This window comes from Methylobacterium bullatum (assembly GCF_014845095.1).
GTDB classification, from domain to species: Bacteria; Pseudomonadota; Alphaproteobacteria; order Rhizobiales; family Beijerinckiaceae; genus Methylobacterium; species Methylobacterium bullatum.
Map to the genome: position 1 here is coordinate 1 of NZ_NKUG01000170.1, position 12162 is coordinate 12162.

A 12162-nucleotide genomic window follows, 5' to 3' on the forward strand; every position below is an offset into this window, starting at 1 on the left:
CGGCTTCCTCGGGGTCGGCTCCCGCAAGATCGCCGTGGATTGGCGGTCCATGCGGTTCTCGCCCGATGGCAAGCCGAGCCGCCTCGTCCTTCAGTTGAGCCGCAATCAGGTGCGCGTCTCGCCGGAGTACAAGCCGGGAGATCCTATCGTGGTCCTCGGTCCGGCCAGCCCCAGCGTTCCGCCCGATGGCGAGCCGGCTCCTGCGACCGCGTCGAGCCAGGTTCCGGCGGCCCAGCCCGCGGCGCCGGTCCAGGCTCCGGTGGCGCCGCCGCCGAGCGCTGCACCCTCTCCCGCGCCCGACAAGCCGGGTGAGAAAACGCCGGACAAATGACGGCATCCCGCTCGCAGAATCGACGCGTCATCAAGCCCCGTGAATTGCCGCGATCGGAGTTCCGGCCGCGTGGGGCTCTTCGACGCGACGCCTATGCCGAGAAGCCCGGAGAGGGTTCCACCGACATGCAGGCTGGTTCGGTGAGGAGCAGCCGGGGGCTCGACGCCTTTGCGTTCTTTGTCGCGAACCTCCAGACCGGATTCGGTCCGTTTCTCGCCGTGTACTTCACGCAGGCGCAGTGGACGCAATCCGACATCGGTTTCGCCCTGACCGTCGGGAGCCTCGTGAGTCTGCTCGGCCAGGTGCCGGGCGGTGCCTTCGTCGACGCCGTCCGCTCGCGACGCTTCGCGGCCGGGCTCTCGGTGGTGGCGATCTCGCTCAGCGCCTTCGCCCTCGCCATGTGGCCGAGCTTCCTCATCGTCCTCCTCGCGATGGCGGCCCATTCCGCGGCGAGCTGTATTCTCACACCGGCCATCGCGGCCATCAGCATCGGCCTCGTCGGCCATAAGCGAGCCGGTGAGCGGCTCGGGCGCAATGCCAGCTTCTCGGCGCTCGGCAACGCCGTCGCTGCGGCGCTGATGGGGGCCTGCGGTTACTACCTGTCGAACGACGCGGTGTTCTACCTCACCGCTTTCCTCATGATCCCGACCCTGATCGCGCTCTCGTTCATTCGCCCTGGCGCGGTGCCGCTTCAGGCACGCCAGGGCGAGACGGTGGAGTCCGGCCCCAAGGAAAGCGCGCTGAAGGCCATCGTCACCAACCGCGCCCTTCTGTGCTTTGCCGCCTGCATGACCCTGTTCTTCCTCGCCAACGCCGCCATGCTGCCGCTGGTGGGCAGCATGCTGACCTTGCGGGCCAGCGAGACCGCCACGGCGCTCATCGCCGCCTGCATCGTGGTGCCCCAGGTCGTCCTGGCGATCTCCGGACCTGCCGTCGGACGGGCCGCAGAGAAGTGGGGCCGACGCCCGCTCCTTCTCATCGGCTTCGCCGCCCTGCCGATCCGCGGGCTGCTGTTCGCCTATACCGACAGCCCGGAACTCCTCGTCGCGATCCAGGTCTTCGACGGCGTCTCGGCGGCCGTGTTCGGGGTCATGGTGCCCCTCGTGGTCTCCGACGTCACGCGCGGCACCGGACGGTTCAATCTCGCCCTCGGTGCGGTCGGAACCGCCATGGGCATCGGTGCCGCCCTGTCGACGTCACTGGCCGGAATCATGGCCGATCATCTCGGTAGTCACAGCGCCTTCCTCGGCCTCGCCATCGTCGGTCTCGCCGGCTTCGCGCTGCTCGCCCTGATCATGCCGGAAACCCGTCAGGCCGAGGTGGTCTGAAGGGTGGGCCGGCACCGAATTCGCTTGCCGCTCAACACCCGTTCAGGTTTCCTCTCTACAAACGGGCAAGCTTGACGGTCGCCCGCAACGCTTGGACGAGATTAGCGTTGCGACCTATAAGTTCACGGTTCCGTGCGGCCTGCTTGCGGGATCGCGCGAGCATCCGTCAGTTAAAAACGAGCACTGGGATGGTCACCCATATGGAAGACCTCTGCGTCTACGCCGACAGGCCCTTCGCGTTCGTCGCCCGCTATCTCAAGCGGCGGGCGCTGCCGCATCTGGTGATCCTCTGCGCCGTTCTCGGCGCCGTCGCCTTCTCGGTGAGCACCGATTACGCACTCAAAGGCGTCGTCGATGCCCTCAGCAAGGGGCCGGATGCAGGCCTGATCTGGGGCGCACTGGCCGTCCTCATCGCCTTCATCGCCGCCGACAACATGCTCTGGCGCGTGGCGAGCCTCGTCGGGTCGTTCACCTTTGTCGGTGTGACCGGTGATATCCGCCGCGATCTGTTCCGGCACATGACCGGCCACTCGCCGTCCTTCTTCGCCGACCGGCAGCCGGGCACCCTGGCCTCGCGCATCACGGCGACCTCGAACGCGATCTTCACGGTCGAGAACATGTTCGTCTTCAACGTCATGCCGCCCTGCGTCGCGGCCTTCCTGTCGATCATCTATATCGGCACCGTGAACCTCACCATGGCGGGCGTCCTGGCCGGCATCTTCGCCGCCGTCGTCGTCCTGATGTTCAAGATGGCGGCCGCGGGAAAGCCGCTTCACCACGATTTCGCCGCCAAGGCAGCCAGCGTCGATGGCGAGATGGTCGACCTCGTCGGCAACATGCCGCTCGTCCGGGCCTTCTCGGCGTTCAAGCGGGAGTACAAGCGGTTCGACGGCACGATCGGCGTCGAGATGCGCTCGCGCCGGTCCTCGCTGCTCTACCTGGAGAAACTGCGGATCGTTCACGCGATCCTGACGGTCTTCGCCGTGCTCGGACTGCTCTATTGGGCCATCATCATGTGGGAAGCCGGCCAGGCGACGAATGGACAGGTGGTCCTCGTCTGCACCCTCGGCATCCGCATCCTCGCCGCCACCCGCGACCTGGCCGTGGCCCTGGTGGATGCGACCCAGCATACCGCCCGCCTGTCGGAGGCCCTGCATACCCTGCTTCAGCCGCACGACCTGATCGACCATCCGGAGGCCATGCCGCTGTCGGGAACGGGCGCCGAGATCGATTTCGATCACGTGGCCTTCTCCTACCCTGATGGGCGCGCGGTATTCACGGACTTCAACGTGAAGATCGAAGCCGGCCAGCGCATCGGCCTCGTGGGCAAGTCGGGCGGCGGCAAGTCGACCCTGTTCTCGCTGCTCCAGCGCTTCTACGAGGTTCAGGGCGGGAAGATCCTGCTCAACGGCCAGGACATTAACCGCGTGACCCAGGACTCGTTGCGCGAGGCCATCACCGTGGTGCCGCAGGACGTCTCGATGTTCCACCGGACCCTGCGCGAGAACATCCGCTACGGCCGGCCGGACGCATCGGACGAGGATGTCTGGAAGGCCGCCGCGGCGGCGCATTGCACCGATTTCATCGAGGCACTGCCGGAAGGTTTCGACACAATCGTGGGCGACCGGGGCGTGAAGCTGTCCGGCGGTCAGCGCCAGCGTATCGCCATCGCCCGCGCGATCCTGAAGGATTCGCCGATTCTCCTGCTCGACGAGGCCACGTCGGCCCTCGACGCGGATTCCGAGGAGGCGATCCGGCACGCTTTGGCCAACCTGATGAAGGGCCGCACCGTCATCGCGATCGCACATCGTCTCTCGACGCTGAAGGATTTCGACCGGATCGTGGTGCTGGAAGGCGGGCGCATCATCCAGGACGGCTCACCGGACAAGCTCACCCATCTCGACGGGTTCTATCGCGAGTTGATGAAGAAGGAATCGATGTCGATGGCGGCTTTGGCCGCCGCCTGACCGATCAGGCGAATGGAGACACCCCAGAACCCTCGATCGCGCGGATGAGAGAAGCCGCGCGATCGAGCTCTTGAAAAATTACCGCACCCTCCACCATCCGGGGGGTATGGGAAATGCCGGTGGCGTCATTCAACGCTATGTAAGGCGGGCCTCGCGCGCGGCTTCACCCGTGTCTCGTTACTCGACCACGAGCTTGTAGCTTTGTCCCGCACGGATGACGGCGCCCCGCTCCAGCTCGTTGAGCACGAGGAACCGGTCCAGGGGACGATCCGGCACGACCATCCTGCGTGCCATCTCGTCGGCCGTATCGGCCGGTCCGGCGGTCACCACCTGAATGCGCAACGGGCGCAGGGATTTCACCTCGTCGGGGCCAACGCCGGACAGGCTTTCGGTCCAGCGCCGGAACGCACCGTCGGGATCCGTGCTGCCCTTGGCGGCCATGATCATGCGGAAGGTCGTCTCTCCGACCCGGACGGCAGCGAGGCGGAAGGTCCAGTCCTTGCCGCGCGACATCGCCGTCACCGCCGAGTTGCCGGCGACCATGCGGTTCTCCACCGAACTCGCCTCGATGCTGTCGCTCCACGTGGCGCGCAGCACCTCCTCCAGGCTCTGGCCCACATGGCTTTCGACCTGATCGAACAGGAGGCGGCGGCTCCCCTCCCCCGTGGCACCGAGGACGGCGTTCCGCGTGTTCTCGATGGTGAATCCCTCCGGCACCTCGAAGGCGATGCCGAGGCTCGGATGGAGAAAGCGGCGGCCCTTGACGATGCCGTCGCCCGGATTGTCGCCATAGGCGATCCCGTCGATGGCGGCGAGGTAGCGGGCGCGTTCATCGACGCCGAGACCGGGCGCGCCGATGAGACGCGCGGCTCGCGTGACGAGGTTGATCCGTTCGCTCGTGCCCGGATGAGTGGCGAGCATGTCGGGCTCGCCGGCCATGCCCGTCCCGGTCTTCATGTTGGTGGTGCGGTTGAGGGAGTTGAGGAACCGCCCCGCGCCGAACGGATCGTAGCCCGCACGGGCGAGCGTCCGCACGCCGATCCCATCGGCCTCGAGCTCCTGATCGCGGGAGAAGCGGGCCAGGGCGAATTTCGACTGGTTCTGGAGTTGCGCGCCGGTGGCCGGATCGTTGAGGACGTCGGCGACCACCCGGCTCACCAGTTGGGAGCGCAGGGCGAGCTCGGTACGGGCCGTGGCATGGCGCAGGGTGACGTGGGCGATCTCATGGGCGAGGACGGCGGCGATCTCCGACGTATCGCTGGCGAGCGCCAGCAAGCCTCTCGTCACGTAGAGACGGCCATTCGGCAGCGCGAAGGCGTTGATGACCGGCGAATCGAGCAGCGTGACCGCGTAGGTCTCCTCGGGACGATCGGTGGCCTTCACCAACCGGTCGGTCACCTCGGTCAGCAGGCGCAGAGCCGCTGGCGAGCGGTATTCCCCGCCGAACGACGCCACGAGCTTGGCATGGTCGGCATCGGATGCGGTGCGCTCCCGGCCGGTGGTCCGAGGCGCCTCGACGGGCACCTTGATCGCCGCCGGCTGCAGGACCACGCCGCTCTGGTCGGAACTGCAACCGGTCAGGATGAGCGTCGAGACGAGCAGCCCGGTTCGGACCGCTCCATATCCGCGATGTCGTGTCTGCCCCCCGCTCATACCGTTCAGCGCCGAAGCGTCCGCTCCTCATCCAGAACTTCGATCATGTCTGCGCTCGCGATGTCGAGGGTGGGGCCGCGCCACGCTTCCACGATTCCCCGAACCCGGACGATGCGCCCCCGCAGGGTCGCCACATTCAGACCACGTTCGCGCAGCCGCCGCCAAGTGCGCTTCGACACGGTGACCGTCAAGCCATCCTCGCCTCGTTTGGCGAAGTCGAGATAGGTCCGCGCCGGACGCTCGCTGACATTCACGACCCGGCCCTGCGCCACGATGAAACGCCCCGTGGCCTCACGCAACGCGGCACCGTCGCGGCCCTCGCGGACACCAGCCCGCCACAGGCCGCGGGCGGCCGCCCGAGCCCCGGATTCCAGGGTCAGCAACGCCGGCCGGCAGAGCGTATCGCGTTCCCCCGCATCGGCATAAGCGAGTCCCTCTTCGATCAAGCCTCCGGCCAGGTCGATGGCTTCGTCGGAGACGGCCGCATCCACATGCATACGGCCCCAGCGGTCGATCTCCCCGCGCGGTACGAGGGTCAGCGTACGGTGCCGATGGTCGAGCATCCAGGCACGCGCGGCGCCGTCATCCTCCACCGGCCAACGGATCCCGTCGAGAACGGCGCGATCACCCGATGCCAGGATCATCTCGCCACGCTCCCCGAGCCCGGCGAGCGCCTCCTGTCGCGTCGGCCCACTCACGCATTCGGGCGCCACGGAGCGCGCCGCTTCGGCCCGCGCCGCCCCGGCGAGAACCAGCGCCATGCTCGCTGTCCTCAGGATGCGTTCGATCCGCCGCCCGATCATCACGCGCTGCATCCTCGCCCATCCGGATCCGAACCGGAGCAACCAGATACCATTCTGGGGCTTCCCATCGCGGCAAAACAAGGAAACGAGGAGAAGACCGGGTGGTTTGCCCCGTCATGCGGCCAGTAAGCCACACCGTAAGCCACGGCCGAACTCCCTTGCGCGACAAGGGCCGTCGACGCTGCCGGGACATCCCTTGATTCCCGTCCCTGCGGATCCCAAGTGACGGCAATCGGCTGCGGGCCCCTCTGGCGGATGCGCGTCTATGCCTTCCGTGATGTCGGAGCCGATGCTTTCCTGCGTTTCGCAAAGCATCGACGGTCCCGAATGGTCGACTTTCTCTTCATCGAATGGCTCGGCAAGCCTGTCTGGATGTGGCTCGGCTTCCACGCCCTGGTCGCGGGCCTTCTCGCCTTCGATCTCGGCCTGTTGCATCGGGACAAGGACCACGAGATCGGCGTGAAGGAGAGCCTTCTCCTCACTGCGTTCTATTTCAGCCTCGGCTTGGCCTTCGGGGGCTGGATCTGGTGGTACTTCGGCGCTCAGCCTGCCCAGGAATATGTCGCCGGCCTCGTGGTCGAGAAGTCGTTGTCCATGGACAACGTTTTCGTCATCGCCGTCATTCTCACGTCCCTCGGCATTCCCCGCGCAGCCCAGCACAGGGTCCTCGTCTGGGGCATCCTCGCTGCGGTTCTCCTGCGCGGTCTGATGATCGGGCTCGGTGCCGCCCTGGTGCATCAGGCGGCCTGGGTGCTGTCGATCTTCGCCGCCTTCCTGATCTTCGCCGGTTTGAAGATGCTGTTCGGAAAGGAAGAGGAGGCCGGCGACATCCAGGACAACGCCATGGTGCGGATGCTGCGCAAGGTGATGCGCATCACGCCCGAAATGCATGGCCAACGCTTCGTCGTCCGTAAACCGGATCCCGAGACCGGGAAGTCGGTGCTGTGGTTCACGCCTCTCGCCCTCGGTCTGATTCTCGTGAACGGCGCCGACGTGATCTTCGCCGTCGATAGCGTCCCGGCGATCTTCGCCATCACGACGGATACCTTCGTCGTCTACACCTCGAACATCTTTGCGATTCTCGGCCTGCGCGCTCTGTATTTCGCCCTCGCCGCGATGGTCGACCGTTTCGCCTACCTGAAGACGGCCCTCGCTTTCATCCTCATCTTCATCGGTACCAAGATCGTGGTCGCAGACACGTTCGACCTCGTCCACGTACCGCCGTGGGTATCCCTGGCGGTCACGCTCGTGCTGCTCGCCGGTGGCGTCGCCTACAGCCTGTGGCGCACGCGGGACGTGGCAAAGCACGAGGGTACGGACAGGGTGTCTCAACGCGCCTGATCAGATGGCCTTCGTCGTCCATCCACCTACTCCTGCGTCCTGTCGAGCGAGCCAAGCGACGGGGCCGCACAATGGCACCGGGCATGGACTGATCGACGTCGTTTCATGGCGTCGCCGGTGCGAATGGCCGCCACACCAAGTGCGTCGTACGACGCAAGCCGTATCCCGCGCGGCGGCGCGCCGCTCAGCGTGACGGCAATCCGGCCAGGAGATCCCGCAACGTCGTGATCGTGGATGCATCGGCGACGCCGTCCACGCGCTCCTGCCTGAATCTGCGCTGGAAGGCGGTGATCACAGCTTTCGTTCGCGGGTCGAAAATCCCGGTCACCGGAATGTCGTAGCCGAAGAGCGCGAACATCGCTTGAAGCGCCTCGATCGGCTGTCCGGCATCCCCCTCGGCGAAGAAGCGGCCGTCGCGAATGGGCGCCGCCGGCACGTGATGCCCCACCCCGGCTGCCGCCAGGCGATCCCAGGGGAAATGCTCGCCGGGATCCTCCTTGCGTTCCGGCGCCACGTCGGAATGCGCCAGCACGTGCCACGGTGCGATGCCCCAGCGGGCGATGATGTCCCGGGAAAGCGCGATCACCGCGTCGATCTGTTTGGACGGGTAAGGCGGCAAGCCGCCGACATGCCCGCCATTGACGATCTCGATGCCGATGGAGCGCGAATTTATGTCTCGCTCCAACCCGGAGGCCGTGCGCCCCCATACACCGGCTCCCGCATGCCAGGCGCGGCGCGATTCCGGCACCATCTGGATCACTCGTCCGTCCTCAAGCACGACGTAATGCGCCGATACCTCGGAGATCGGGTTCGCGAGACGCTGCAGGGCAGCGGCCGCGCTCTCCATTCCGGTGTAGTGCAGGAGCAGCATGGTCGGCGGACCGCCCCTGCGCTCGCCGTGGTTGGGCGACGGCATCACGCTGGTCGCCACCGGACTTTCCGGAATAGGCTTCATGCGGCAGCTCTCTCTTTGCGTGTCAGCGCAGTCCTCGCTCGGCGGCGATCCGGTCATAGGCGGCATTGATCGCGGCGAGCCGCGCGGTGGCGATCCTCACCGCCTCGGGCGGAACGCCGCGGGCGATCGCCCGGTCCGGGTGGTTCTCCATGACGAGGGCACGATACCGGGCTTTCACCTCCGCGTCCGTCACCTCGTGGTCGAGGTCGAGCACGAGATAGGGGTCGTCGGCGAGGCGCACGTGCCGGGCGGCAATGCGCCGGAAGGCTACGTCGTCGAACCCGAAAGTTTCGGCGACGGCACGCAGGTAGCGTTCTTCCGCCTCATGGATCGCACCATCGGCCTTGGCGATATGGAACAGGCCGTCGAGCACATCTTCCAGCAACGCCGGCTCATCCTGAAACGCCGTTGCCATCTGTCGCGCATAGGCCTCGAACCCTGCCGAGGTGCCTTTGGCGAGGTCGAACAGGCGCTGGACCCCGGGCTTCTCCCGTTCGCTCACCTGGACCACTTTGGCGAAGGCTTCGATTTCGGAAGGCGTCACCACCCCGTCGGATTTCGCCATCTTGGCCGCGAGCGCCACGAGGCCGGTCGTGAAGACCACGTCCTTCGGCGTCGCGCCGAACAAGGCCCCTTCCCGATCCACCAGGAAGTGACCGGCGACGCCGCCCACCAACCCGCCGATCGGTCCACCGATGGCGAGGCCGATCCCCGCGCCGCCGAGCTTGCCCCAGATGCCGACGCTCACGCCGCGCCACCATCGTCAGCGACAGCAGTGTTTGGGCGAAGAGGATAGAAAAGTTCTTGAAGCAGCATCGGCATCGCAGCGCATCGTCCACCGGCCATCCACCGGGTCAGCCCCGCATACGGCAATTTCCGCCTGCTCGTCCTGTCTCCGAGACATGAAAAAGGGCCGAGGCATGCGCCCCGGCCCTCCGCTTCTCCCAAACGGGAGAACGATGTCAGCGGCAGTACACGTCGCCGTAAGCGTCGCGATACGTGCCATATGGGCAGCGCGGAGCCGTGCCGGCACCGATGATCGCGCCGCTGGCTCCGCCGATGGCCGCACCGGCCAGAGCGCCGCCCGCACGACCGGTGGCAGCGCCGCCGATGGCCGCACCGGCCAGGGCGCCGAGACCGGCGCCGCCAAGAGCACGATCCTGCGGCGTATTGCAGGCGCCGAGGGAGAGGGCGAGAGCCCCGGCGAGGGTAGCGGCAATGAGCTTCTTCATGGTCCCGAGACTCCCTTGTGCGTTTTGTGGCCCGGCTTATCGCCGTGGTGACCTTGCGCAACGTAGCTTAGCCATTCCGTTCGTGGAATGCACCACGTGAGGAAACGGTTCCAGCCACGCTTTCCGTTCGGGCAGAAAACCCTCTACTGATGCACGCCAGACACCTCGGGCGCCCCCCTCCGGACGCCCGGACAAAACCCAGGACCGTTTCGAGGAAGCCATGCTGCGTGCCACCGCCATCGTCCGCAAAGCCGCCATTCGCCCGGATTCCGTGGCGGATACCGTGACCCTCGACCATGCGGGACGCCAGGGAGCAGCCGCGATCCTCACCGGCGCGGGCGGGGTGAGTTTCACCCTAGCACTGGCGAAGGCTGCCTCCATCGAGGACGGTGACGCGTTTCGTCTCGAAGACGGGCGCCTGGTGACCGTTCGCGCTGCGGCGGAATCCTTGCTCGAAGTACGGGCGGAGAATCCGGCTCGCCTGCTGCGGTTGGCCTGGCAGTTCGGCGGCAACCACGTCCCGGCGGAGATCGGTGCAGACGTCCTCTATGTACCCGCGACCTCGGCCAATGCCGAACTGATCCGTGGGCAGGGTTGCGCCGCGACCCCGGTTTCGCGAGCCTTCAAACCCGAACGCGAGGCTCACGACCACAGTCAGTGCGGTCACGACCACGGTCACGATCATTCGCATGCGCACGATCACGGGCATGCACACGACCATGCGGATCACGGCCATGCCCATGTGCATGGCCCCGATTGCAAGCACGATCACTGAGGCGGGCAACGGAAGCGGTCGCCGCACAATTGAAACCGAGCCGCGTCTCTTTCATACGGACACCATGACACCCAGCGATATCCGTTTCTCGGTCGCACCGATGATGGATTGGACCGACCGCTATTGCCGGTCGTTCCACCGTGTCCTGTCACGCCGTGCCCGGCTCTATACTGAGATGGTGACCAGCAATGCCGTTCTTCACGGCGACAGGACGCGTTTGCTCGGTTTCTCCGAGCCAGAGCATCCGGTCGCCGTCCAACTCGGGGGTTCGGTACCCGGCGATCTTGCGGAGGCAGCACGCATTGCGGAGGGATTCGGCTACGACGAGATCAATCTGAATGTGGGCTGTCCCTCGGACCGGGTTCAGGATGGCCGTTTCGGCGCATGCCTCATGCGAGACCCGATCCTCGTCGGCGAGTGCGTGGCGGCCATGAAGGCCGCCATCTCGGTGCCGGTCACGGTGAAGTGCCGCATCGGAGTCGACGATCAGGATACGGAGGTCGCCCTGGATTCGCTGGTCGATGCCGTAATGCAGGCGGGAGTCGACGGGCTCATCGTCCATGCCCGCAAGGCTTGGCTGCAGGGTCTGTCGCCGAAAGAGAACCGCGATGTCCCCCCCCTCGATTACGGACGCGTCGCGCGGCTGAAACAGAAGCGCCCGTCTCTGCCGATCGCTATCAACGGCGGCATTGCCACGATCGACGACACGCTGACCCAACTCACGGTCGTGGACGGTGTGATGATGGGGCGCGCAGCCTATAACGAGCCGGCCCTGCTGCTCGACGTGGACCACCGGGTTTTTGGAGAAGCGGCCCCCGTGGCGGATGCCTTCGAGGCTGTCGAGGCTTTCGCACCGACCATCGCTGAAGCCTTGGGAAACGGTATCCGCCTGCACACGCTCACCCGCCATATGCTCGGACTGTTCAACGGACGCCCCGGGGCGCGTGCCTATCGCCGACACCTGTCGACGTTCGGCACTCGCGCGGATGCCGATCTCTCGACCCTGCGCGAGGCTGTGGCTCAGGTATCCGGGGAAGTTCCCGGAGGAAGCGCCGTTCAGGCGGCGTGAGCGCGGGACGTCAATTGTCGGTCGCGCGCTCGAAAGTGACGATGCTGCGAGTCTCACCCTCTTCTGCCCAGTTCGGCATGACGCGCCACGGGGTCAGGACACGAAGGCGCGCTCCATTGATCTCGAAAGACCGCGTCTGTTCCGTACCGACCCAAGCAGGATTCCACGCTGCGTCGAGCTTGGCAGTCCACTGATTTCCCGTGACGGTAAAACGGCCCGTATAGGAAACCATGGTGTCGAGAAGAGCGGCGCGCTCCTTGTCGCTGACCGCAGGCTTCCGATCCTCGCCGGTGAGGTTGAAGAATACCCTCCCCTCGGGCGTGAAATAAGCGAACCCCGCCGGATGGGCACCCATGACTGGAATCGTTTTGCCGGTGGAGCGAACCTCGACTTCGTAGGAGACGAGCTTCCACAAACCGGTGATGCGCGCATCGCTGGCGGCTTGCGCCGATCCGCCCAGCATCGGCGTAAAGAGTAGCGGAAGCCACATTCCGAGAAAGCTGCGTCGTAGGGTCGAAACTCTCATGATCGGATTTTGTCCTCTTAGAGCATTGCAACCAGAGACACCCTCGCGGGCATCTCGATTTGAGCTATGCAATGAAGACGTGCCACTCTCAACGCCTCAGATAGTTGGCTCGCCTGCTTGTGATGCGTTCCCGCTGAGTTTGGATATGTCATTTGACACGCAAAAGCCCGCGGCGTTTGACG

General features: G+C 65.8%; 11 protein-coding genes and 1 pseudogene. 6 read left to right on the forward strand and 6 right to left on the reverse strand.

The genetic code is table 11. The annotated features are described in order from the left end of the window. The 3 genes and pseudogenes from MBTS_RS20565 to MBTS_RS20575 all read left to right on the forward strand — a co-directional run. Positions 1–331, forward strand: a pseudogene (locus MBTS_RS20565) (PRC-barrel domain-containing protein); the annotation flags it as partial. After that, on the forward strand, positions 328–1659 hold the full coding sequence (locus MBTS_RS20570; RefSeq protein WP_018042481.1) for an MFS transporter: 1332 nt from the start codon (positions 328–330) through the stop codon (positions 1657–1659). The pseudogene MBTS_RS20565 and the gene MBTS_RS20570, both read left to right, overlap by 4 nt. Before the next feature lie 200 nt (positions 1660–1859). Next, the gene (locus MBTS_RS20575) at positions 1860–3626 is read left to right on the forward strand and encodes an ABC transporter ATP-binding protein (RefSeq protein ID WP_056144699.1); all 1767 of its coding nucleotides are present in this window, start codon (positions 1860–1862) and stop codon (positions 3624–3626) included. Between the two features lie 177 nt (positions 3627–3803). Here the strand turns inward: MBTS_RS20575 and MBTS_RS20580 are convergent, their stop codons facing one another. Together MBTS_RS20580 and MBTS_RS20585 are read right to left on the reverse strand one after the other, a co-directional pair. Further along, the gene (locus MBTS_RS20580) at positions 3804–5279 is read right to left on the reverse strand and encodes a M48 family metalloprotease (RefSeq protein ID WP_026175699.1); all 1476 of its coding nucleotides are present in this window, start codon (positions 5277–5279) and stop codon (positions 3804–3806) included. Positions 5280–5284: 5 nt separating this feature from the next. Continuing rightward, complete coding sequence (locus MBTS_RS20585) at positions 5285–6094, reverse strand: DNA-binding protein (protein WP_147833115.1); 810 nt, start codon at positions 6092–6094, stop codon at positions 5285–5287. 315 nt (positions 6095–6409) lie between these two features. On the opposite strand from MBTS_RS20585, the gene MBTS_RS20590 reads away from it, so the two are divergent. Next, entirely contained in the window at positions 6410–7423 is a 1014-nt protein-coding gene (locus MBTS_RS20590; RefSeq protein WP_056144696.1) for a TerC family protein, read from the forward strand. A 184-nt stretch (positions 7424–7607) separates the two neighbouring features. Here MBTS_RS20590 and MBTS_RS20595 read toward each other — a convergent pair whose 3' ends face one another. The 3 genes from MBTS_RS20595 to MBTS_RS20605 form a co-directional block, all read right to left on the reverse strand. After that, positions 7608–8378 carry an N-acetylmuramoyl-L-alanine amidase gene (locus MBTS_RS20595; protein ID WP_056143928.1) on the reverse strand — a complete coding sequence of 257 codons (771 nt, stop codon included), beginning with the start codon at positions 8376–8378 and terminating at the stop codon, positions 7608–7610. A 22-nt stretch (positions 8379–8400) separates the two neighbouring features. After that, entirely contained in the window at positions 8401–9126 is a 726-nt protein-coding gene (locus tag MBTS_RS20600; protein ID WP_056143925.1) for a J domain-containing protein, read from the reverse strand. Positions 9127–9340: 214 nt separating this feature from the next. Continuing rightward, positions 9341–9610, reverse strand: a complete 270-nt coding sequence (locus MBTS_RS20605) for a hypothetical protein (RefSeq protein WP_018042474.1) — start codon at positions 9608–9610, stop codon at positions 9341–9343. Positions 9611–9830: 220 nt separating this feature from the next. Between MBTS_RS20605 and MBTS_RS20610 the strand changes: the two genes are divergently transcribed. Both MBTS_RS20610 and dusA read left to right on the forward strand, forming a co-directional pair. Further along, complete coding sequence (locus MBTS_RS20610) at positions 9831–10385, forward strand: urease accessory protein UreE (protein WP_192216370.1); 555 nt, start codon at positions 9831–9833, stop codon at positions 10383–10385. A 64-nt stretch (positions 10386–10449) separates the two neighbouring features. Next, on the forward strand, positions 10450–11454 hold the full coding sequence (dusA, locus tag MBTS_RS20615; protein WP_192216371.1) for a tRNA dihydrouridine(20/20a) synthase DusA: 1005 nt from the start codon (positions 10450–10452) through the stop codon (positions 11452–11454). Positions 11455–11464: 10 nt separating this feature from the next. Here dusA and MBTS_RS20620 read toward each other — a convergent pair whose 3' ends face one another. Continuing rightward, positions 11465–11944 carry a lipocalin-like domain-containing protein gene (locus tag MBTS_RS20620; protein ID WP_192216372.1) on the reverse strand — a complete coding sequence of 160 codons (480 nt, stop codon included), beginning with the start codon at positions 11942–11944 and terminating at the stop codon, positions 11465–11467. Positions 11945–12162 lie beyond the last annotated feature (218 nt).